This window comes from Paenibacillus sp. FSL M7-0134, assembly GCF_038007865.1.
Classification (GTDB): domain Bacteria; phylum Bacillota; class Bacilli; order Paenibacillales; family Paenibacillaceae; genus Paenibacillus; species Paenibacillus polymyxa_B.
In genome coordinates this window covers 1,926,730-1,949,884 of record NZ_JBBOXV010000001.1, presented here as the reverse complement: position 1 = coordinate 1,949,884, position 23,155 = coordinate 1,926,730, and the positions used below count along the sequence as shown (strand labels likewise).

General features: G+C 47.1%; 18 protein-coding genes, 11 tRNA genes, 3 rRNA genes and 1 other annotated feature. All 32 genes read right to left on the bottom strand.

Annotated features, from left to right (window positions below; genetic code table 11):
* Positions 1–142 precede the first annotated feature (142 nt).
* On the bottom strand, positions 143–1,150 hold the full coding sequence (ruvB, locus tag NSQ58_RS08770; RefSeq protein WP_075154643.1) for a Holliday junction branch migration DNA helicase RuvB: 1,008 nt from the start codon (positions 1,148–1,150) through the stop codon (positions 143–145).
* Positions 1,151–1,200: 50 nt separating this feature from the next.
* Positions 1,201–1,815: a Holliday junction branch migration protein RuvA gene (gene ruvA, locus NSQ58_RS08765; RefSeq protein WP_023989938.1), complete on the bottom strand. Its 615-nt coding sequence runs from the start codon at positions 1,813–1,815 to the stop codon at positions 1,201–1,203.
* Positions 1,812–2,315, bottom strand: a complete 504-nt coding sequence (gene ruvC / locus NSQ58_RS08760; protein ID WP_013311580.1) for a crossover junction endodeoxyribonuclease RuvC — start codon at positions 2,313–2,315, stop codon at positions 1,812–1,814. Before ruvC ends, ruvA begins: the two co-directional genes overlap by 4 nt.
* A gap of 230 nt (positions 2,316–2,545) precedes the next feature.
* Positions 2,546–3,250 carry a BofC C-terminal domain-containing protein gene (locus NSQ58_RS08755; RefSeq protein ID WP_023989939.1) on the bottom strand — a complete coding sequence of 235 codons (705 nt, stop codon included), beginning with the start codon at positions 3,248–3,250 and terminating at the stop codon, positions 2,546–2,548.
* Between the two features lie 114 nt (positions 3,251–3,364).
* Positions 3,365–3,438 (bottom strand) — tRNA-Pro (locus NSQ58_RS08750).
* 7 nt (positions 3,439–3,445) lie between these two features.
* Positions 3,446–3,525, bottom strand: a tRNA-Leu gene (locus NSQ58_RS08745).
* Positions 3,526–3,537: 12 nt separating this feature from the next.
* Positions 3,538–3,614: transfer RNA gene (locus tag NSQ58_RS08740), tRNA-Arg, on the bottom strand.
* Positions 3,615–3,619: 5 nt separating this feature from the next.
* Positions 3,620–3,694, bottom strand: a tRNA-Gly gene (locus tag NSQ58_RS08735).
* A 35-nt stretch (positions 3,695–3,729) separates the two neighbouring features.
* Positions 3,730–3,805: transfer RNA gene (locus tag NSQ58_RS08730), tRNA-Lys, on the bottom strand.
* Positions 3,806–3,833: 28 nt separating this feature from the next.
* Positions 3,834–3,910 (bottom strand) — tRNA-Asp (locus NSQ58_RS08725).
* Between the two features lie 26 nt (positions 3,911–3,936).
* A tRNA-Met gene (locus NSQ58_RS08720) sits at positions 3,937–4,013 on the bottom strand.
* Between the two features lie 29 nt (positions 4,014–4,042).
* Positions 4,043–4,118 (bottom strand) — tRNA-Val (locus NSQ58_RS08715).
* Between the two features lie 10 nt (positions 4,119–4,128).
* Positions 4,129–4,200 (bottom strand) — tRNA-Glu (locus NSQ58_RS08710).
* 17 nt (positions 4,201–4,217) lie between these two features.
* Positions 4,218–4,309, bottom strand: a tRNA-Ser gene (locus NSQ58_RS08705).
* A 3-nt stretch (positions 4,310–4,312) separates the two neighbouring features.
* Positions 4,313–4,388, bottom strand: a tRNA-Asn gene (locus NSQ58_RS08700).
* Between the two features lie 19 nt (positions 4,389–4,407).
* Positions 4,408–4,524 (bottom strand): 5S ribosomal RNA (gene rrf, locus NSQ58_RS08695).
* Between the two features lie 151 nt (positions 4,525–4,675).
* A 23S ribosomal RNA gene (locus tag NSQ58_RS08690) occupies positions 4,676–7,600 on the bottom strand.
* A gap of 362 nt (positions 7,601–7,962) precedes the next feature.
* Positions 7,963–9,518: ribosomal RNA gene (locus tag NSQ58_RS08685) — 16S ribosomal RNA — on the bottom strand.
* The 16S, 23S and 5S rRNA genes sit together here with 11 tRNA genes alongside, the layout of an rRNA operon.
* A 489-nt stretch (positions 9,519–10,007) precedes the next feature.
* Entirely contained in the window at positions 10,008–11,618 is a 1,611-nt protein-coding gene (locus NSQ58_RS08680; RefSeq protein WP_341057198.1) for a LysM peptidoglycan-binding domain-containing protein, read from the bottom strand.
* Between the two features lie 159 nt (positions 11,619–11,777).
* Positions 11,778–12,662 carry a branched-chain-amino-acid transaminase gene (ilvE, locus tag NSQ58_RS08675; RefSeq protein WP_338532755.1) on the bottom strand — a complete coding sequence of 295 codons (885 nt, stop codon included), beginning with the start codon at positions 12,660–12,662 and terminating at the stop codon, positions 11,778–11,780.
* A 17-nt stretch (positions 12,663–12,679) separates the two neighbouring features.
* Positions 12,680–13,579: a prephenate dehydratase gene (gene pheA / locus NSQ58_RS08670; RefSeq protein WP_023989942.1), complete on the bottom strand. Its 900-nt coding sequence runs from the start codon at positions 13,577–13,579 to the stop codon at positions 12,680–12,682.
* Positions 13,576–14,544 carry a homoserine kinase gene (thrB, locus tag NSQ58_RS08665; RefSeq protein ID WP_053325963.1) on the bottom strand — a complete coding sequence of 323 codons (969 nt, stop codon included), beginning with the start codon at positions 14,542–14,544 and terminating at the stop codon, positions 13,576–13,578. The genes pheA and thrB overlap by 4 nt, the downstream gene beginning before the upstream one ends.
* Before the next feature lie 27 nt (positions 14,545–14,571).
* Positions 14,572–15,858 carry a homoserine dehydrogenase gene (locus NSQ58_RS08660; RefSeq protein WP_023989944.1) on the bottom strand — a complete coding sequence of 429 codons (1,287 nt, stop codon included), beginning with the start codon at positions 15,856–15,858 and terminating at the stop codon, positions 14,572–14,574.
* Positions 15,859–15,901: 43 nt separating this feature from the next.
* Positions 15,902–16,339, bottom strand: coding sequence for an ACT domain-containing protein (locus NSQ58_RS08655; protein WP_013311587.1), 438 nt, complete (start codon positions 16,337–16,339; stop codon positions 15,902–15,904).
* A 157-nt stretch (positions 16,340–16,496) separates the two neighbouring features.
* Positions 16,497–17,807 carry a GTPase ObgE gene (obgE, locus tag NSQ58_RS08650; protein WP_023989945.1) on the bottom strand — a complete coding sequence of 437 codons (1,311 nt, stop codon included), beginning with the start codon at positions 17,805–17,807 and terminating at the stop codon, positions 16,497–16,499.
* A 13-nt stretch (positions 17,808–17,820) separates the two neighbouring features.
* On the bottom strand, positions 17,821–18,558 hold the full coding sequence (locus NSQ58_RS08645) for a Spo0B domain-containing protein (protein ID WP_013311589.1): 738 nt from the start codon (positions 18,556–18,558) through the stop codon (positions 17,821–17,823).
* Positions 18,559–18,703: 145 nt separating this feature from the next.
* Positions 18,704–19,021, bottom strand: coding sequence for a 50S ribosomal protein L27 (gene rpmA, locus NSQ58_RS08640; RefSeq protein WP_013311590.1), 318 nt, complete (start codon positions 19,019–19,021; stop codon positions 18,704–18,706).
* A 5-nt stretch (positions 19,022–19,026) separates the two neighbouring features.
* A complete protein-coding gene (locus tag NSQ58_RS08635; protein ID WP_013311591.1) occupies positions 19,027–19,365 on the bottom strand; it encodes a ribosomal-processing cysteine protease Prp in 339 nt (112 codons plus the stop codon).
* 13 nt (positions 19,366–19,378) lie between these two features.
* A complete protein-coding gene (gene rplU, locus NSQ58_RS08630; RefSeq protein ID WP_013311592.1) occupies positions 19,379–19,690 on the bottom strand; it encodes a 50S ribosomal protein L21 in 312 nt (103 codons plus the stop codon).
* Between the two features lie 13 nt (positions 19,691–19,703).
* Positions 19,704–19,791: a sequence feature (ribosomal protein L21 leader region), on the bottom strand.
* Positions 19,792–19,889: 98 nt separating this feature from the next.
* Entirely contained in the window at positions 19,890–21,074 is a 1,185-nt protein-coding gene (locus NSQ58_RS08625; protein ID WP_341057196.1) for an Rne/Rng family ribonuclease, read from the bottom strand.
* A gap of 48 nt (positions 21,075–21,122) precedes the next feature.
* Positions 21,123–22,001, bottom strand: a complete 879-nt coding sequence (locus NSQ58_RS08620; RefSeq protein ID WP_023989949.1) for a M50 family metallopeptidase — start codon at positions 21,999–22,001, stop codon at positions 21,123–21,125.
* On the bottom strand, positions 21,994–22,839 hold the full coding sequence (locus tag NSQ58_RS08615; protein ID WP_023989950.1) for a peptidoglycan DD-metalloendopeptidase family protein: 846 nt from the start codon (positions 22,837–22,839) through the stop codon (positions 21,994–21,996). Before NSQ58_RS08615 ends, NSQ58_RS08620 begins: the two co-directional genes overlap by 8 nt.
* Positions 22,840–23,155 lie beyond the last annotated feature (316 nt).

Genomic DNA, 23,155 nt, shown 5'->3' with positions numbered 1-23,155 from the left:
GGCGGAATAAACCAAAATATGAACCCGCTCGAATCTTACTTACACTCTCACTTCCCTTAATCACCCGTCAGCCGATATCGTATTCACCATACTTGCGTATAACCATGCAATGATTTTTTTAAAAGTGCATCATGTTTCCTAATCACCGTGGATCCGTTGGCATTGGGATTGCAAGGTGGGCATATGCCGCCGGAGTCACTGTTCGTCCCCGAGGTGTTCTTTGTAAAAGGCCAATTTGTAACAAATAGGGTTCATACACATCCTCAATTGTCTGACTCTCTTCACCAATAGTTGCAGCAATTGTGTCCAATCCTACAGGTCCGCCTCGGAATGAATGAATCATGGCCTTAAGCATTTTATGATCAATTTCATCAAGCCCGAGTGGATCTATTTGAAGCCTCTTTAGCGCCTCTGCAGCTAACTCAGAATGAATAATACCGTCTCCGGCAACCTGGGCAAAATCACGCACCCTTTTTAACAGTCGGTTGGCAATACGCGGTGTCCCCCGTGAACGCAATGCGATTTCCTCTGCCGCATCCCCGACAATTTCAATCTCCATAATATCCGCGTTCCTGGACACGATGTAAGCCAGCTCGTCTGTCGTATAAAACTCTAATCGACTAATAACACCAAACCGATCACGCAATGGCGCAGAGAGCAGCCCAGCGCGCGTAGTGGCCCCTATAAGGGTAAAGGGTGGCAAATCCAGACGGACCGAGCGTGCACTCGGGCCTTTACCAATCATAATGTCCAGCGCAAAATCCTCCATTGCAGGATACATGACTTCTTCCACCGTACGATGAAGGCGATGAATCTCATCAATGAACAAAACATCACCCTCTTGAAGATTGGTCAGCAATGCTGCCAAATCTCCCGGTCTTTCAATTGCAGGACCTGAAGTTGTACGCAGATTAACCCCCAACTCATTGGCAATAATGTTAGCAAGAGTTGTTTTACCCAACCCCGGCGGTCCGTACAACAGTACATGGTCCAACGCTTCTTTACGCATTTTGGCCGCTTCAATATATACTTTCAGATTTTCCTTAACCTGATTTTGCCCGATATATTCATTTAGATAACGGGGGCGAAGGCTTAGCTCCGCCGTCTGGTCTTCCATCATCAAATTGGCGGAAATAATCCGGTCATCCATATTCCATCGCTCCTCTTTTCACCAGACATTTGTTAACGGACATCAGCGTCCTATCCGGCAAACAACAGTTGCAAAGCCCGCTTCATCAAAATATCAGCAGATTCATCAGGTTTCGCATCTTTCTTCATTCTGCTCCATACCTTATCCAACTCAGCATCAGTGTAACCCAGCGCCTTGAGCGCCTCACGGGCCTCGCCCCAATATGAACCTTCGCCTTCTTCTACGACAGGCTCAGCAAACAATCCGGTTGCCATCCCCAACGAGCCAATACCGTCGAGCTTATCTTTCAAATCCAGAATCATACGTTGTGCCGTTTTTTTACCGATCCCCGGTAACTTGGTGAGAAATGTGATATTCTCCTGATAAATCGCCGTTACCACATGAGCAGGCGTACCGCCTCCTAAAATACCAAGCGCAACACGCGGTCCAATACCAGATACATCAATCAGTTTACGGAACAGCTGCTGCTCCTCACGAGTCGCAAAACCGAACAGTAAAATAGCATCTTCCCTTACATGATGGTGAATGTAAATGACCACTGAACCTTCAGTTTTGGCGAACGCGTAAGGATTCGGACAAAATACCCGGTACCCTACACCCTGCACATCTAAAACGACATATTCATTTTCCAAATGGGCCACAGAACCACGCAAGAAATCTATCATTTTCGCAATACCTCATTTAATTTTGAATTTAGTCCATAAGAATGCGCATGACAAATAGCCACCGCCAAAGCATCCGCTACATCGTCCGGTTTGGGCACAACTTGAAGCTTTAGAAACATTCTAACCATTTCTTGTACCTGTTTCTTCTCAGCCTTACCATACCCTACAATAGCCTGCTTTACCTGCATCGGCGTGTATTCACCTATAGGCAAATTACGTTGTTTTGCAGCTAGTACCAGCACCCCACGTGCCTGACTTACAGACATAGCGGTTGTAACGTTGCGATTAAAAAAGAGCTTTTCCAGTGCTACCGCATCAGGCTTATATTTATCTATTAATTGCAACATGCCTTCATACACATGAAGCAGCCTTTCTTCTTCCGGTGTATGGGCCTCCGTCTGGATGCAGCCATACTGTACAGGAACCACCTTGCTGCCAATCTTGTCTACAAATCCGAAGCCCACAATGGCAATGCCCGGATCAATTCCTAAAAAACGCAAAAAAATCTCTCCCCTATCGCTCAAACATGGCTTAACTAAACAATAGCCAGACGTTATCCTTAATATAATCATGGCCAAATACCATATAAAGCGAACATATGTGTCGTTCTTTTCATTATAACAAAACTTTGTATCTAATAGAGGAAAAAATTTAAACGTGAGTAAAAACATAAAAAGAGACGCTTCAAGCCTCACCTCATGGGCAATGCCTAACGTCTCCGTAGTTGTAATCAATAGTGCTGCTTTAATACCCTTTGTGTTCGCTCCACGGCAAAGTCACTAAAAGTGGAGATTACACTGTTATACTCATTTATATCCTGTACACGGATCCCCTGCTGAAGTTGTTTATACACCCCTTCTGGCAAGGCCGTCTCCATGGAACCCACATCCAATTGAAAAAAAGTGCGGATAACTTTTTCTCTTTTAGGTAGCCCTTCATACAATGTAAGCTGGCCGTCAGTGCTCAAACCCATGTATCCACGCTCTTTGCATGACTCTGACAAGTCTTCCACCCTGCGCTCCAGCCACACCTCTCCTTTGGTATTAAGTCGCCCCTTCCAATCGGGATGTTGCTTCAGTAAGGTCTCTAGCTGCTGTGAACTTAGTGTTCCCAAGGAAAGTGTTTCCGTACCACACACGTAGGTGGTTAATAGACGGGTCTTCCTGCTTATACCGGAAGCACGAATACTTTGCAGTAGTTGCATCTGTGAGGAGTGATCTTCAGTTGGGCTCAGATGTGAAGCCTCCTCCATGCTCTCCTCAGCCATGACGGTAGTAGCGAGTGGCTGTGACAACATAGCCTGCAAATAATTCGAAAACAGAATACCCAACCCTGCCAGCAAACAAGCCGCACCAAAAATGCTAAAAGCCCACACTGTTCTTCTCCACTGTTTCCAGCGCCGTTTCATCTGTTTTTTCCAACTTAATCGCTTCACAGTAATCCCTTCCGTCCCACTTTTTGTGTTAGTGTGACCTGACGATTACTGATTTATACAAAAAGATATGAATATAACAAAAAAGCCGCTGCTTCCAGCGACTTTCCTTTTGAATCGGGATGACACGATTTGAACATGCGACCCCCTGGTCCCAAACCAGGTGCTCTACCAAGCTGAGCTACATCCCGAAATAGATGCCGGTGAGAGGACTCGAACCTCCACGGTTTCCCTCACGATTTTGAGTCGCGCGCGTCTGCCAATTCCGCCACACCGGCTTATGAAGTTAATGGCGCGCCCTGAGAGATTCGAACTCCCGGCCTTTTGATTCGTAGTCAAACGCTCTATCCAGCTGAGCTAAGGGCGCAAATATGGAGCGGACGACGGGAATCGAACCCGCGACCCTCGCCTTGGCAAGGCGATGCTCTACCGCTGAGCCACGTCCGCAATATCATTATATCCATGACATATAAGTTCATGAATGGTGAGCCATGAAGGACTCGAACCTTCGACACCCTGATTAAAAGTCAGGTGCTCTACCAACTGAGCTAATGGCTCCCAACAGGGTAATATAACTTTGTAAAAATGGCGGAACTGACGGGATTCGAACCCGCGATCTCCTGCGTGACAGGCAGGCATGTTAGGCCTCTACACCACAGTTCCATAGCAGTTTACATTCAAAAGTTAATTGGTTGCGGGGGCAGGATTTGAACCTGCGACCTTCGGGTTATGAGCCCGACGAGCTACCGAACTGCTCCACCCCGCGATAATATTAGGGACTGCTATTTAAATAAATGGTGGAGGCTGAGGGGCTCGAACCCCCGACCCTCTGCTTGTAAGGCAGATGCTCTCCCAGCTGAGCTAAGCCTCCATACTACTTATGACCCGTAGGGGATTCGAACCCCTGTTACCTCCGTGAAAGGGAGGTGTCTTAACCCCTTGACCAACGGGCCATACAATAAAATAATTATGGCGGAGAGAGAGGGATTCGAACCCTCGAGACGCTTTTGGCGCCTACACGATTTCCAATCGTGCTCCTTCGGCCAACTCGGACACCTCTCCATATGGCTCCCCGAACAGGACTCGAACCTGTGACAACTCGATTAACAGTCGAGTGCTCTACCAACTGAGCTATCAGGGAATAATAATCATAAAGCTCTGCTTGGCGACGTCCTACTCTCCCAGGACCCTGCGGTCCAAGTACCATCGGCGCTGGAGGGCTTAACGGTCGTGTTCGGGATGGGTACGTGTGGAACCCCTCCGCTATCGCCACCAAACATGAATTTACATCGTAAATTCTTCCGTATGGTTATTCGGTTCATCACTTATCGTGTGAATGAATAGCCATGCGCTTATCATATGTCACTTGTACATACTTTCAAGGTTACACCCTGAAAACTGGATCCGAAACTCATTGCGTTTTATTCTTAGGATAAGCCCTCGACCGATTAGTATTGGTCAGCTCCATGCATTACTGCACTTCCACCCCCAACCTATCTACCTCGTCGTCTTCAAGGGGTCTTACTAATTGGGAAATCTCATCTTGAGGGGGGCTTCACGCTTAGATGCTTTCAGCGCTTATCCCTTCCGTACATAGCTACCCAGCGGTGCTCCTGGCGGAACAACTGGTACACCAGCGGTACGTCCATCCCGGTCCTCTCGTACTAAGGACAGCTCCTCTCAAATTTCCTACGCCCACGACAGATAGGGACCGAACTGTCTCACGACGTTCTGAACCCAGCTCGCGTACCGCTTTAATGGGCGAACAGCCCAACCCTTGGGACCTACTTCAGCCCCAGGATGCGATGAGCCGACATCGAGGTGCCAAACCTCCCCGTCGATGTGGACTCTTGGGGGAGATAAGCCTGTTATCCCCAGGGTAGCTTTTATCCGTTGAGCGATGGCCCTTCCATGCGGTACCACCGGATCACTAAGCCCGACTTTCGTCCCTGCTCGACTTGTAGGTCTCGCAGTCAAGCTCCCTTCTGCCTTTGCACTCTTCGAATGATTTCCAACCATTCTGAGGGAACCTTGGGGCGCCTCCGTTACTCTTTAGGAGGCGACCGCCCCAGTCAAACTGCCCACCTGACACTGTCCTCGCACCGGATCACGGTACCAAGTTAGAACCTAGATACGATCAGGGTGGTATCCCAAGGATGCCTCCCTTCAAGCTGGCGCTCAAAGTTCTACGGCTCCCACCTATCCTGTACAGATCGTACCCAAATTCAATATCAAGCTGCAGTAAAGCTCCATGGGGTCTTTCCGTCTTGTCGCGGGTAACCTGCATCTTCACAGGTATTAAAATTTCACCGGATCTCTCGTTGAGACAGCGCCCAAGTCGTTACGCCATTCGTGCGGGTCAGAATTTACCTGACAAGGAATTTCGCTACCTTAGGACCGTTATAGTTACGGCCGCCGTTTACTGGGGCTTCGGTTCATAGCTTCGCCCGAAGGCTTACCACTCCCCTTAACCTTCCAGCACCGGGCAGGCGTCAGCCCGTATACTTCGCCTTGCGGCTTCGCACAGACCTGTGTTTTTGCTAAACAGTCGCTTGGGCCTTTTCACTGCGGCCCCCTCGGGCTATTCACCCTACCGAGGCACCCCTTCTCCCGAAGTTACGGGGTCATTTTGCCGAGTTCCTTAACGAGAGTTCTTCCGCGCGCCTTAGAATTCTCTTCTCGCCTACCTGTGTCGGTTTGCGGTACGGGCACCTTCTCCTGGCTAGAGGCTTTTCTTGGCAGTCTGAGATCATGACCTTCGCTACTACAATTTTCGCTCCCCATCACAGCCCAGCCTTACGATGTGCGGATTTGCCTACACACCAGCCTCACTGCTTAGACGGACATCCATCAGTCCGCGTCACTACCCTACTGCGTCACCCCATTGCTCATAACGGATTACGGTGGTACAGGAATTTCGACCTGTTGTCCTTCGACTACGCCTATCGGCCTCGCCTTAGGTCCCGACTTACCCTGAGCGGACGAACCTTCCTCAGGAACCCTTAGGCTTTCGGCGGATCTGATTCTCACAGATCTTTTCGTTACTCATACCGGCATTCTCACTTGAATGCAGTCCAGCGCTCCTTACGGTACACCTTCAACCCGCATTCAACGCTCCCCTACCCCTGATGCAAGCATCAAGCCATAGCTTCGGTGGTGTGTTTAGCCCCGTTACATTTTCGGCGCAGAGTCACTCGACCAGTGAGCTATTACGCACTCTTTCAATGGTGGCTGCTTCTAAGCCAACATCCTGGTTGTCTGTGCAACTCCACATCCTTTCCCACTTAACACACACTTGGGGACCTTAGCTGATGGTCTGGGCTGTTTCCCTTTCGACAATGGATCTTAGCACTCACTGTCTGACTCCCGGAACTAAATCTATGGCATTCGGAGTTTGACTGAGCTTGGTAACCCTTGCGGGCCCCGCACCCAATCAGTGCTCTACCTCCACGATTCTTTTTTCCGAGGCTAGCCCTAAAGCTATTTCGGGGAGAACCAGCTATCTCCGGGTTCGATTGGAATTTCTCCGCTACCCCCACCTCATCCCCGCATTTTTCAACATGCGTGGGTTCGGGCCTCCAGTGCGTGTTACCGCACCTTCACCCTGGACAGGGGTAGATCACCCGGTTTCGGGTCTACGTCCACGTACTCATTCGCCCTATTCAGACTCGCTTTCGCTGCGGCTTCAGCTCTTCACCTTAACCTTGCACGGGAACGTAACTCGCCGGTTCATTCTACAAAAGGCACGCCATCACCCATAGATCGGGCTCTGACTTCTTGTAAGCACACGGTTTCAGGATCTATTTCACTCCCCTTCCGGGGTGCTTTTCACCTTTCCCTCACGGTACTGCTTCACTATCGGTCGCCAGGGAGTATTTAGCCTTGGCAGATGGTCCTGCCGGATTCATACGGGGTTTCACGTGCCCCGCACTACTCGGGATCCGTCTCGGAGAGAACAAGTTTTGAACTACAGGGCTTTTACCTTCTCTGGCGGGCCTTTCCAGACCTCTTCATCTAACCGGTTCCTTTGTAACTCCATGTGAGACGTCCCACAACCCCAAGGAGCAAGCTCCTTGGTTTGGGCTAATCCGCGTTCGCTCGCCGCTACTGACGGAATCACTATTGTTTTCTCTTCCTCAGGGTACTTAGATGTTTCAGTTCCCCTGGTCTGCCTCTATTCTGCCTATGTATTCAGCAGAAAGTGACTGTCGATGAAGACAGCCGGGTTTCCCCATTCGGACATCCCCGGATCAAAGCTTGCTTACAGCTCCCCGAGGCCTTATCGTTGTTCGCCACGTCCTTCGTCGGCTCCTGGCGCCTAGGCATCCTCCGTGTGCTCTTTGTAGCTTAACCTAGACTTTTCTTTCAAAGAAAGAAAATGTCGATGTTCGATAAAGAATGATTTTTGCCAAAGGCAAAAGATCTTTCCTTACCTGCTACCTTTATTTCACTTGTTTACACAAGATCAGCTTAAAGGAATATTCTAAAACGCAATTTCGTTTCGGTATCCAGTTTTCAAGGTGCAATTCGCCTCTTCGAAGCGAAATCCGATGAATATTTCGATTCCACACGGATGTGTGAATGAAACATTCGTCGAAGTTTGAGAGTTTGAGCTCTCAAAACTGAGCAACGAGTGAGTAACAGGCCTAAACCTGAGTTTTGAAGCTTACGCTTCATATTTGAATGTTTCCATTGCAGGAAACGATTCTCCATAGAAAGGAGGTGATCCAGCCGCACCTTCCGATACGGCTACCTTGTTACGACTTCACCCCAATCATCTACCCCACCTTCGGCGGCTGGCTCCCTTGCGGGTTACCCCACCGACTTCGGGTGTTGTAAACTCTCGTGGTGTGACGGGCGGTGTGTACAAGACCCGGGAACGTATTCACCGCGGCATGCTGATCCGCGATTACTAGCAATTCCGACTTCATGTAGGCGAGTTGCAGCCTACAATCCGAACTGAGACCGGCTTTTCTAGGATTGGCTCCACCTCGCGATTTCGCTTCCCGTTGTACCGGCCATTGTAGTACGTGTGTAGCCCAGGTCATAAGGGGCATGATGATTTGACGTCATCCCCACCTTCCTCCGGTTTGTCACCGGCAGTCTGCTTAGAGTGCCCAGCTTGACCTGCTGGCAACTAAGCATAAGGGTTGCGCTCGTTGCGGGACTTAACCCAACATCTCACGACACGAGCTGACGACAACCATGCACCACCTGTCTCCTCTGTCCCGAAGGAAAGGTCTATCTCTAGACCGGTCAGAGGGATGTCAAGACCTGGTAAGGTTCTTCGCGTTGCTTCGAATTAAACCACATACTCCACTGCTTGTGCGGGTCCCCGTCAATTCCTTTGAGTTTCAGTCTTGCGACCGTACTCCCCAGGCGGAATGCTTAATGTGTTAACTTCGGCACCAAGGGTATCGAAACCCCTAACACCTAGCATTCATCGTTTACGGCGTGGACTACCAGGGTATCTAATCCTGTTTGCTCCCCACGCTTTCGCGCCTCAGCGTCAGTTACAGCCCAGAGAGTCGCCTTCGCCACTGGTGTTCCTCCACATATCTACGCATTTCACCGCTACACGTGGAATTCCACTCTCCTCTTCTGCACTCAAGCTCCCCAGTTTCCAGTGCGACCCGAAGTTGAGCCTCGGGATTAAACACCAGACTTAAAGAGCCGCCTGCGCGCGCTTTACGCCCAATAATTCCGGACAACGCTTGCCCCCTACGTATTACCGCGGCTGCTGGCACGTAGTTAGCCGGGGCTTTCTTCTCAGGTACCGTCACTCTTGTAGCAGTTACTCTACAAGACGTTCTTCCCTGGCAACAGAGCTTTACGATCCGAAAACCTTCATCACTCACGCGGCGTTGCTCCGTCAGGCTTTCGCCCATTGCGGAAGATTCCCTACTGCTGCCTCCCGTAGGAGTCTGGGCCGTGTCTCAGTCCCAGTGTGGCCGATCACCCTCTCAGGTCGGCTACGCATCGTCGCCTTGGTAGGCCTTTACCCCACCAACTAGCTAATGCGCCGCAGGCCCATCCACAAGTGACAGATTGCTCCGTCTTTCCTCCTTCTCCCATGCAGGAAAAGGATGTATCGGGTATTAGCTACCGTTTCCGGTAGTTATCCCTGTCTTGTGGGCAGGTTGCCTACGTGTTACTCACCCGTCCGCCGCTAGGTTGATTAGAAGCAAGCTTCTAATCAACCCCGCTCGACTTGCATGTATTAGGCACGCCGCCAGCGTTCGTCCTGAGCCAGGATCAAACTCTCCATTAAAGACCAACCGAAGCTGGTTTATAGAAAGAGCGATAAGCTCATTTTGAAACTGACGAGATAAAATATCTCTTGTTTGATTTTGCGAACAAAATCATTTTACTCACTCGTTGTTCAGTTTTCAAAGATCAAACCTGCATAATGTCTCACTTTGTTTCACCACCGCATCTCAGCGGCGACTTAAATAATATATCATGTTTTCTACGTCTTTGCAACACTTTTTTTCAAGAGAATTTTTTAATCAATTCTGCTTTGTTTTCGTGTTGCTAACTATCTTGTAAAAGACAGCTATAAGAATATACCACATAAATACGCTAAATAGCAACACCTTTTTTTGAATTCTTTTTTCATCTTTAAATCACTGCATTTAAATAAAGAGACCATTATTCCCACAAGCAGAATAACAGTCTCTTTAACATTCATTTCTTTCTCTTAATGAATAGTAAAACCGGACACTACTAGGAGGTCCCTCTCTTTTTACATTTAGCCACGTCAGTCCTTAATCCATGGATTTTTACGCGAACGAGCATTATAGGATGAGGAACGGGGTTCTCCTCCACTTGAATTATGGGATTTTTGCTTCTTATTGCTAGCATTTTTACTGGAAACCTTGGCTTTGGACGTCTCTTCTTTGGATGTACCGCCAGAACCGTCTTTTGATTTACCTTTACGCACGCTACGTTCCTTTGGTTTAGAAGAAGAAACAACTTCATTTTCGGATGCAATAGTCAGATTGTTACCCATCTCCTGCGTTCCTGGAATTGCTGGTGCCGACTGGACGTTATCTTCCCGGCATCCACAGTCTGGCATAAACATATAGGGGGTTGTATATCCCTCTAATGGATACATAGGTGCATTCCCATGCGCAAACGGATGATAAGGGGAATTCGCAGATTGTTGTCCTTGTAGCTGGCTATAGTCGGACACGTTTCCACCCGCAGGCAAACCATATTGAGGTCCTCCCCATGCCTGGCTCCATTGACTGCCCTGGACTGTACTCTCTGGATACTGCTGCGGATGCCCTTGATGGATAAAGGGAGGATAGACAGGGTAGGATGCATTTTCAGACGCCTCATGACTCGGATAATATCCGGGGGCGCAGCAATCTGAATAGGCAGGATAAGGTGTTGGATGGGCATTTATGGGTGATGTCTGCACAGGCCCCCAGCACCATGGATGCTCACATTCATGATGATAGCCCTGATCAGAAACTACAGTAGGAGAGGCATATTCTGCTAAGGAGGTATTTATAGGCGCATTCCCCAAAGTTTGTGGAGACCCAATCCCCGGATACCACGAGTTCGGCATTGCATTTATTTGTGGGCTATAATCAAATGTCGGCTGTTGTATCGACCACTCGGAATTCACCATCGGCTCCGATTTTGTGCAGCCGCAAAATTTTTCAGCTACAGGTTGCTTCACAACAGTTGTAGGAAGCTGTGGCTTAGATGCAATCGGTTGGGTAACTATAGGTTGCATTTGAGGTGGAGCAGGTGGAGTAACTATGGGCTGCATTTGAGGTGGAGCAGGATTTACGGGTGCCATAGGAACTTCAGGCAGTTTTAATTCAGGAAGCTTAGGAGGATTCACTGTTTCTTTTGGCTGTGTCATCTCTTCTTTAGGGCTAGGCATATTCTCCTGCTTAGGCTGCGTCAACTCCGCCTTGGGCTGGGTAAGTTCTTGCTTGGTTGGGGATTCAGGTTTAGGCTGTGTCATCTCTTCTTTGACTGCGGTATTTTTTTTATTCTCAGTAAAATCAGACGCCTCTTCTTTGTAGTGTGGAATATTAACTGTTTCTCCAACCAGAAGTGCGTTCGGGTTTTTAAGCTGGGAATTGGCATCAATAATTAGCTTAAGCGGTACATTCCACGCCTTGGACAACTTCCACAATGAATCTCCTTGCTTAACCTTGTGTTGATATACCGTTGACGGCTGTGTTTCCATCGTAACAGGGTCTGTTGGAATTTTAATTTTCTCGCCGATGCTCAACTGATTAGGGTCTGCCAATTGGGGATTGGCGGCAATAACTTTCTCCAGCGTCACATTATACTTCTGTGCCAGCAAGTACAGAGTGTCACCTTTTTTGACGATGTGTATTTTCACAGGTCACAAACCTCCTAGACTTTCGTTCGGGCGGGATAAACGCCCGGCTTCTGTTATTACATCCTATGCACCTCCCGGGCGAATGACCCCATACAAACAAAAAAATCCTCTCAACCGAATACTCTCACGAGCATTCAGCTAAAAGGATTCGGTTTTATTTTAGTCCTGCCACACTTTGTAGCCATCCTTATCCACGATCTTCCGGAACTCAGCCAGGAGCTCCAAAGTCACTGGGCCAGCAACACCGGAGCCGATCGTACGACCATCCACTTCATAAGCTGCAATAACTTCTGCCGCAGTTCCTGTAAAAAACACCTCGTCCGCAACATATACATCATGCAGTGTAAAAGGTTGTTCCTTAAGGGGGTATCCAAGCTTAGTACACAAATCGATAATAGCATTACGAGTAATCCCTTCAAGCGCTCCCAAATAGCAAGGAGGTGTATATAACACTCCATTTTTGACAATGAAAATGTTGTCCGCAGAGCCTTCTGTCACATACCCTTGGGAATTGAGCATAATAGCCTCACCTACACCAGCATAGTTAGACTGGATCTTCACGAGGATATTGTTGAGATAGTTCAATGATTTAATCTTCGGATTCAAAGCATCTGGGATGTTGCGACGCTGAGAGACAGAAATTGTCTTCAGGCCAGTCAAGTAAGCTTCTTCCGGGTAAATGGCGAGCTGTTCCACGATAATGATGACACTCGCCTTCGCACAACGAAGAGGATCTAAACCTAGATTTCCTGCACCTCGGGATACAATCAGACGGATATATCCGTTACGCATTTCGTTAAGACGAATCGTTTCAGCCATTGCTTCCAACAACTCATCAGGAGACAACGGAATGTTTAACTGAATGGATTTCGCAGAATCATACAGACGCTCCAAGTGCTCCTTACATTTAAAAATATTCCCGTTATAGATACGAATGCCCTCAAATATACCGTCTCCGTACAAGAATCCATGATCATATACGGAAACCTTTGCGTTTTCCTTAGTCACATGCTGCCCATCCAGATAGATCCATTGTTCTGCCATTAAAACCACACCTCCGATTAATGTTCCTTTAAAATAGGTTCGATCGCTGCTTCAACATACTTGTAACTTGGATAAGAGCCAAGAATACGTACATGGCATCCCAAAGCCTCAATCTCTGCAAAGGCTGCCGGAAGCAGAACGGAATGCAGAGATTCCAAAACTTCAATGTAAAAATAATAATTCCCCAATTGCTTTTTGGTCGGACGCGATTCAATACGGGACAGATTTAACCTGCGCCATGCAAATGCGGATAAAACCTGATGCAGCGCTCCCGGGAAATCCTGCGGTGGCGTGACCAAAATACTGGTTCGCTGACCTTCAGGTGTACCCGGGAGACTTATAGGTTGATGGCCGATCAAGACAAAGCGGGTAAAGTTGTTATCGTGATCCGTTACTTTGCTGGCCAAAATATCCAATCCGTGTTTGGCAGCCGCGAGCTTGGTTCCGAGAGCGGTCCAGCCTTTACCGGGGTTATGTTTAACAATTTCGACGGCTTCTGCCGTACTTCCTGCACCCTCCAGCTCGGCCTGAGGAGCGGAAGCCTGTATGAATTCTTTACACTGGGGAAGCGCTACAGGATGAGACATAATTTTGACCACTTTGCTCAAATCCAGCTTGTCCAAATCCTTCGTAAACTCACTACGATGTCCAATAAGATTTTGAATTGAAGGATATACCCATTCCGCCTGCATTTGAATGTCTACTTCATGTACAAGCCAGTCCATATGCAGACTTACAGAGCCATCAATCGTATTTTCAATGGGAATTACACTATAGTCTGCCTGTCCCTTGTCTACTGCCTGAAATACGTCCGCAATATGCTTGTAAAACAGTAATTCATGGGGCGTATCTCCTAACAAATACTTAATCGCTTCATGAGAAACGGTCCCCTCAGGAAGAAGTGCAATTCGTTTCATATCATAAGTTCCCCTTTAATCATATCCATAAAAGGGAGTGTATTCCCTTCTGTATATACTTTAACTCCTTCACTCTCAGGGCGCAATTTTAAAACAGAAGCAGTGATCCCCTCTTTGTTCATGGTATCCGTTAAATACTGCTCCAGCTCCGCTTTCCGATTCACCCGTTGATCCGTCAATGCCAGCAGCGTCGGTCCAGCCCCACTGAGAGCCACACCCAAGGCACCATAATGGTGCGCATCCTGCAGGATCTCTGTCATACCCGGCACAAGCGCCGCACGGTAAGGCTGATGAAGCTGATCACGCATCGCTTCGGCAATTAAATCGGTTCTTCCCGACGCCAATGCTGCTACTAGCATGGAAGCATGACTTATATTATATACGGCATCCTTCAATGATACATGCGCGGGTAGAACCTCTCTGGCTTTCGACGTGGATAGCTGAAAATCTGGAATAACTACCATAACCTCCAGATTAGCATCCGGTTCAAGTCGTAAATGCCTAGCATTCTCGCCATCCCACATCGCTGTAATAATACCACCAAACAGGGAAGCTCCAACATTATCCGGATGTTTTTCAATGGCGCTTGCCATATCGAACAGTTTGGAATCCGGCAGAGGTGAGCCAATCAACGTATTGGCAGCGACCAAGGCGCCCACAATGGCAGAAGCACTACTGCCCAAACCACGAGTAAGTGGAATATCCGAGTACATCGAAATATCGAGCTCAGGAACAGATACACCTGCTTCCCGAAAAACCATTTGTGCTACCTTGAAAATCAGATTAGTTTTATCTTGGGGAACACCATTCATTTCATTTCCGTATAAATGAAAAGCCGTCTGTTCGGCCTCCTTCATTTCAATCCATGCATATAAGGACAATGCCATGCCCAATGTATCAAAGCCGGGACCCAAGTTGGCCGTACTCGCAGGCACACGCACTCTTGCTGTTTTTAAAACGGTCATACAGACAATTCCTCCTGCTTTTATTGACTATCCCTCTACTCGATATACGCTCTTGATGCGACGGATGACGTCCAAAGTTTCAAAATGCTCCAAAACCTTTTTCATACTCGCTTTACTGGCTAAATGAGTCACGATAATAATTTCAGCATCGGGGTTAACCTCATTCGGTTGCTGCACAACAGATGCCAGACTGACATCAAATTCAGCAAATACTTGCGTGATCCGTGCCAACACCCCTGCTTTATCATCCACATGCAGAAGCACGAAGTTTTTGAAATACACATCTTCATCGTTACTAATTTTTTTGGGATTGTAAGGAACGATGGCTTTAAGCCCATTGACACCAAGTTTGAGATTTTTCACTACAGCTACTAAATCGGCTACAACCGATGTTGCCGTCGGCATTTCACCTGCACCCGCACCATAAAACATGGTTTCACCCACTGCTTCACCATGCACATACACCGCGTTGAATACCCCGTTCACCGAAGCCAATGGATGCTGCTTGCGTACCATGGTCGGCTGAACGTTAATCGTAAATTCATCACCTTGGCGCTCTGCAATCCCGAGCAATTTCATTTCATATCCTAGTTTTTTAGCAAAAGCAATATCTTCACTGGTTACCTTTGAAATGCCGCTGACACTTACATCCTTGAGCTCTACATTAGAGCGGAAACCAAGCGTGCCGAGAATTGCCATTTTACGAGCTGCATCCAGTCCTTCCACGTCTGAGGTCGGATCCGATTCAGCATACCCAAGCTCCTGCGCTTCCTTGAGAACTTCCTCGTACGAGGCCCCTTCCTGACTCATTTTTGTTAAAATAAAGTTTGTCGTACCGTTCACAATCCCCATAATGCGGGTAATGCGATCGGAGGAGAAGCCTTCAATTAATGTACGAATGATCGGGATACCACCTGCTACACTAGCTTCATAAAAAATATCACACTGCTTTTCCTGCGCCTTTGCTAATACTTCAGAACCGTGCAAAGCCATTAAGTCCTTATTTGCTGTTACGATGTGTTTCCCCCGCTCCAGCGCTTCAAGAATGTACTCCTTCGTCTGATCAACGCCGCCCATGACTTCAATAATTACATCAATTTCAGGGTCCCGAATAACTTCCCATGGGTCCTCAGTAAGCTTGGCTGTCTCCACTTCAATGGAACGATATTTTTCTATGTTTTTTACAGCTATTTTTTCAATGATGATCGGTGAACCGACTTGTCTGCTCAAGTCTTCCTGATTGCCTTCTACGATTCGAACGACTCCCGTTCCAACCGTCCCCAAACCTAACAATCCTACTTTGACCGGTTTCATCCATTCCCCTCCCGCGAACTTATGTCTAATGAACTGAATCGCCTTAACCTTGCCCAATCAGGCGAACACGTTTAACTCCAGAGATATCTTCCAAGCCCTCCAGTAGAACACCCAACTCTTCACTGAGTCTGGACATTTCTACGGAGATGACTACGTTGGCTCTGCCTTGCAGTGGAATACTTTGCTGGATCGTCAGCACATTGCCTCCGAAATCAGCCACTCTGCCAAGCACCCTGGACAACATTCCGGATTGATGCTCTAAATCAATAGAGATATTGACAATTCGCTCACGCTCCAGCTGATTAACCAAATGTATGCCATCCTTATATTTATAAAAGGCGCTTCGGCTTAGCCCAACTTGCTCCACAGCATCATGCACGGTTTTAACATCTCCTGAAGCCAGCAGCAGTTTCACCTGTATGGTCTTAACAATTGCTTCAGGCAAAATATCTTCCCGTACCAAGTAATAGCGCTCTTTCAAGAACGTCCTCTCCTCAAAGACTTATGTTTTTGTATAGAGGACATTATATCGAAACTCTTGAAAATCGGCAAGCAAACAATGCAAAAAACGGCTACTGCCTTCTATAGAGTTTCCTATAGTACAGTAACCGTTCAGGTTTTAGACCTTTATTTGAAATTTAGTAGTAGCTGCTGCCTTCAACAAATTCGAACTCGAAATCAGCAATGCGTACAGATGTACCATCTTTGGCGCCACGCTTGCGTAACTCAGCATCCACACCCATATGGCGTAACGTTCTTGCTAATTTCAAAATGGCATCATGCGAGTTCAACTGCATGCGCTTCATCATGCGCTCAATTTTAGGGCTCTGCACCACGAATGTGTCGTTTTCACGCACAATTGTAAAGCCATCGTCTTCTGCTGTATCCAGCTTAAATACCTTACGTTCATTGACTTCTGCTACTTCCTCAACAACCGGCTCGTCCGGTATTTGATCCAGCAAATCAGCAGCCCGGTAGAGCAGTTCCTTCACACCTTGACGTGTCAGTGAGGAAATAGGCATGATTTCAAGATCAGGACGTATAGAAGCAATCTGCTCTTTGAAGTGAGTCAGGTTTTCTTCCGCCTCCGGCATATCCATTTTATTGGCCGCCACAATTTGTGGACGCTCAGCCAATGTTGCATTATATTGCTTCAATTCGTCGTTAATTTTAGTCCAATCTTCAAACGGATCACGTCCTTCGGAGCCCGCCATATCCACGACATGGATAATAATACGCGTCCGCTCAATGTGCCGCAGAAATTCATGTCCCAGCCCAATACCTTCATGAGCTCCTTCAATCAAACCAGGCAAATCCGCCATCACAAAGTTACGATGATCACCCACATCCACAACGCCCAAATTCGGAGTAATCGTTGTAAAGTGGTATGCCCCAATTTTCGGTTTTGCGGAAGATACAACCGACAACAAGGTAGACTTCCCTACACTAGGGAACCCGACCAAACCTACGTCAGCCATTACTTTTAACTCAAGCGTGATATAACGTTCTTGTCCCTCTGCGCCGTTCTCAGCCAACTCAGGCGCTGGATTATTCGGTGTAGCAAAACGGATGTTCCCGCGTCCTCCGCGTCCTCCTTTAGCTACGACGACTTGTTGACCATGACGTGTCATATCTGCTACTACTTCACCAGTATCATCATCTATGATGACCGTTCCCGGTGGTATACGTACGATCATGTGCTCCGCATTGGCTCCGTGTTGGCTTTTGTTACGACCTTTCACTCCACGCTGGGCTTTAAAATGACGTTGGTACCGAAAATCCATCAAGGTACGCAAACCCTCATCTACACGGAAAATTACGTCTCCACCGTTCCCTCCGTCACCACCACCTGGGCCACCTTCAGGAACGTATTTCTCACGGCGAAACGCAATTAATCCGTCCCCACCGTCACCGCCTTTAACAAAAATCTTCGCTTTATCTACAAACATGGTTACACCTTCCTTATGTCTGGCACTGCATCCGAATTTGAAGCATTTCGCCCGTAGGGAGCTTCTCTGTTCGAATGCGTTCACTTCCGAGTACGGATCTGACCCGCTTCAGGATATTCAAATCCGCAGGTATGTCACTTCCTTCAAAACGGACGATAACATCATTCTGATCCATACCGAAAAAAAGTGTCAATCTGCGCACTTCTCCCCAGGACGACCGGCCCCCGCCATATTGATACGCACGCACCGTTTCTATGACGGCCGAGGCAAGCGACTCGCCGTCTTCGGGAGACATGACAGCGTCTAACTTTAACTGCTCCTCAACCTGTACCGACAACTGTAAATTACCGGCGTTCACGCGAAAAGACTGCAAATAAAACACCAGTGAGGGAATACCCAACTTAGATATTTTACTGTCTTCCGCCACGCGCCCTTTTATTGTTTCCACATAAGCAACAGATTTATCATGCTTATTCATACGAATATATCCATAAAGCACTTGCAAGTCATTCATCCAGTCATGCCGATGATGGTTAAGCATTGAAATCGCTGTACGCTCAAAAGAACGCAAAGCAGCTTTCCGCTCATACTCGACCTGTCTTTGCGTATACCACATACCAAAGCATGCAGCAACTACAGACCATACTGCTAATAAGATAATCGTTAATACTTCAGGATAGAGCAGTGAAAAAACCAAAGGAATCAGAATGGAACCCAACGCCAGATAAGGCGCTCTTATCCGCTGGAACATGGCTTCTCTCCGTTCTGCGAAATTAAATGGATTATTAAAGAACCTTAATCCAGTATAGCACAGACTAACTTTCCAGTTCATTACCATCATGCAAAAAAGCCTCCGACAAAAGTGCCGGAGGCTTTTCAGCGTGTCTACGCCGCTATTAAGCTTCTACAGTAGCTGCTACTGGAGCAACGTCGATCGGGTAGATGCTCACCTTTTTGCGATCACGGCCCCAACGTTCGAACTTCACAACGCCGTCCACTTTCGCGAACAGAGTGTCGTCCTTACCGATGCCCACGTTCGTGCCCGGGTGAATTTTCGTTCCGCGTTGACGAACCAGGATGCTACCGCCGGTAACTGCTTGACCGTCAGCACGTTTCACTCCAAGACGTTTCGATCTACTGTCACGTCCGTTTTTTGTGGAACCTACACCTTTTTTCGATGCGAATAATTGAAGATCCAATGTCAATTTCAACATGATGTCTACCTCCTTCTTTGATTATTTTCTATTTGAATATACTTACCGTATGATTCAGCAATACTTGTCAGCATAATCACCATGGACTCCAGCAACAGTTGAACCTGTGCGTTCGCATCATGATAACTTTCAGGAGAAAGATACGCGCTTAAAAAGCCGTTTTCCATTTCCGTTTCCATCTCAACGTCCGTAAGAGCTCCAATCGAATTGACAGTTCCTACCGTTACCGCTGAAACGCCAGCACATACGATATCCTCGCCAGATTTAGCGAAATTCGCATGCCCTTTAACGGAAAACCCCTGTATGCTGCCATCCTCCAGTCGTGTAATACGCACGATAATCACTTATCGCACCCTCTTACGCTTGGATTTTTTCAATCGTCACTTTCGTGTACGGTTGACGATGACCTTGCTTCACATGGTAGTTCTTTTTAGGTTTGTATTTGTATACGATGACCTTTTGACCTTGACCATGCTTCTCAACTTTAGCTGTTACAGAAGCTCCAGAAAGAAGCGGTGTACCTGCTGTCAAGCCATTGTCGCCGGACACTGCCAGAACACGATCGAACGTTACAGTTTCACCATCATTAGCTTCCAACTTCTCGATGAACAATACGTCGCCCTCTTGAACTTTGTATTGCTTACCACCTGTTTCGATAATTGCGTACATTTGCTTGCACCTCCTTATGTCTCAGACTCGCCTAATAGCAGGTGACAGATTCCCTTAGGATACTGCACTTCAGTACCTGATTGGAGCGGTTACAGCATGTGCAGCCAATCTTACGCATCACACATACTAAATGATTGTAGCACAAGCTTTCTACACATTCAACCTTTAGTTTTAAAATGATTTTTGATTACGCACCGCTCTACACGAGCGTCTTTTCCTCACGCACTTTTTTACGGGTCATTTCCAGCAAACCTAACCGCGTCCAACCGACAACATAAGATTTAGTCCGATCCTTCTTCAATCTTGCTTCCAGCACAGAGGATACTTCCTGACGATTCTCCTCTTGTTCCATGTCAATAAAATCAATGATGATGATACCACCAATATCACGCACACGTACCAGGCGGGCAATCTCTTCGGCTGCTTCAATGTTAGTCTGGGTCACCGTCTCTTCCAGATTACTGCCTCCCGTAAACTTCCCCGTATTCACATCAATGACGGTTAATGCCTCCGTATGATCAATGACAATATAACCGCCGCCCTGCAACCATACCTTTCGCGCAAAATCGCGTTCCAGCTGCTCATGAATGCCATAAGCTTTAAAAATTGTTTCTTCTGCACCACGAAATATACTTACATGAGCTTTCGCAGGACCAATCTGTTGCAGCATTATTTCTGCGTCCTTTGCTTGCTCTTCACTGTCAATAACCAGTTCATCCTGTTCAGGTGTAAACACATCCCTAATCAATCGCTGAACGATACTTAAATCCCGATGTAATTCGCACGGAGCCGAGTGTTCACCAGCTTTACGCTGAATAGCCGCCCACTGCTTACGCAATTGATTTAAATCATTTTCAATCGCCTCTATACTCATGTCTTCCGAAACGGTACGGATTATGAGTCCTTCCTCACTTGTGCGTAGCTGCTCTCCCATTGCTTTCAAACGGGTACGTTCGCCCTCACGTTCGATCTTCTTGGATACGGCCACATAATCAGCACGGGGCATATATACGATCCAGCGACCCGGAAGTGAAAAATGAGTGGTGACCCTGGCTCCCTTGCTACCAACAGCCTCTTTTAATACCTGCACTACAATTTCCTGCCCCACCTTTAACACTTCTGAAATGGATGGCTTTACCTCCGGCTGCTTGTCCAAATGAGCATGAAGTACGTCATCTACATACAAAAAGGCATTCTTTCGCTGTCCAATGTCAACAAAGGCGGCTTGCATACCTGGTAGCACATTGACCACCCTCGCTTTGAAAAAAGAACCTAGAATTCCCCGTTTTCGCGGTAGTTCAGCCGCATATTCAACCAATCGTCCCTCTTCCAACAGCGCCATTTGGGTCATCTGCTGCTGGCATTGTACAATCATTTGCTTCATGGTTTTTCAACCTCTCTGGATACAGCCTCTTCCTTAACTCATAAAACATTATTTGGGCTTGGGTTCTCCACCATCTGGCGGGCGTGTCGCAAAATAAGAGCGAATAAGACGTTGCTCCGGCAGTACGGCTACAATCCGTCCCTGTTCATTCATAACATAAACCATATGATACCGATCTCTTCTGAAAAGACGCAAAATAGGCTCCAAATGTTTCACTGGCAGGGATACAATAGGTAAGGCAATACTCCCCTTAGCTACTTCGCGGTAAAAAAGCTCGTCCCTCCCCAGCAAAAACCGTATAAAACGGTAAGGGATATTCCGATAATCCACAATATTAGAATAAAGCAAAAAAATCCCTACCGCCAGCAGATTTAAATGCATAGGTCCATTTTGCCTTAACAACGGTGAAATACCATACATACAAAATAGCAGACTCGTTACGATACTGGCTCTAAAAGTCCACACTAATGTGCGGTGATAAGAACAAGATAAGCTAATCAATGACTGTAATATTTTCCCACCATCAAGTGGTAAAATGGGCAGCAAATTAAACAGTGCAATAACTGCATTCCCCTGAATTATATAATTTACATAATCATACTCCAGCCCACTCACATTTCTGAACCACAAAAGGATGATGATCATGATTCCGTTTTGCAGGGGCCCCGCTAGCGCAATGACAATCTCCTTCCACGCATTGAGCTTCCCCTGATCCTCAATGACCGCCACTCCTCCAAAGGGTAACATCTGTATGGAAAGCACCCGCGCGCCCAACAACGAAGCAGCTGTCGCATGACCTAGCTCATGAATAAACACCAATGTAAATAAAGTTATGATCTCGATAAAATGTCCAGTTAATATAGAGGTCAGCATAACCAATACAAACAGTGGATGTAATGATAAGGTCACCCCTCGGACATTAATCAAGGGCTACCACTTCCGACGGGTCAATGTATTGATCCCCTCTCTGAACTGCCAAAAACAAAGTTGCCGCCTCGCTGCCACTGTGACTTGCTGGCAGTACACCGATCTCATCTCCCTCCTGAACCCAGTCGTTCACTTTTAAGGTAGAGCGGGAAAGCCTTCCGTAAGTTGCTGTGATACCGCCAGTGTGTCGAACTGTAACCGAAATCCCGCTTTTGGGATGATTTAATATGTCTAATACTCGTCCTGCATCTATACTTTTAACAGCGATTGCCCCGTTGTCGGTAACATTCGGCGTAATTTCTACTCCTTTAAGGCTCAGTACAAAAGGCTGTGTTATGTTGCCTTCGATCGGTGGAGATCCCTTTCGACTTGCATCAACCTTGTGCGTTTCATGCTCCTCGCCAAAAATCGGCAAAAAGGAAGGAGCTCCGTCAAAATAAGTTTCATACCATTGTCCGACGGCTGCAAAATCCATATCCTTATTCAAGGCATCCGCAATAAACATTCTCAAATTCACTGCATAGGGAATATCCCAACGAAACATTCCCCATACCATTCCAAATAACACCGTTGCTATGACTGATCTTCGCCAAAAGGAAGTCCAAAAAGACGGACCACGATTCGTCCCAAAAGATTGCTGCCAGCGTTGCCGCTCATTTTTCCACTCAGTTTCTGGGTCTCTGGGCGAGTTGGCACTGACTATAGGCATCGACTTCATATCTTTATCCCCGTGCCTGTTCTGATATATGCCAGAGGGATACGTCTCCGCTTTGCTTCCCGCGATTAGCTGCTGTATACGTTCTTCTCTGCGCTGCTTGATTCCGGAATTTTTATTCATCCTGTTCAGCCCCCTCAGCGAGGTATGTTTGATACATCTTATGAGGACGGGCTTCAACTTATGTTGTCCGGTTAGGGAATACGCACCTAAAAATCAAAAAAAACCGGCGCTCGTGCACCGGTTATGTTTTGTATTTATGATATTTATGTAGTGACCCTAAATTTTGAGAAACTGTATTATGGAAATTAAAAAAACAAACCAAAAACACTTAAATAAGATTACTACTTATTTAAGTGTCTAGTATTACAAATGAATACTACTACAGCTCCTACCTTAGAACCAATGGAAAATCACGTAGGAAGTGTAGAAGCAATTT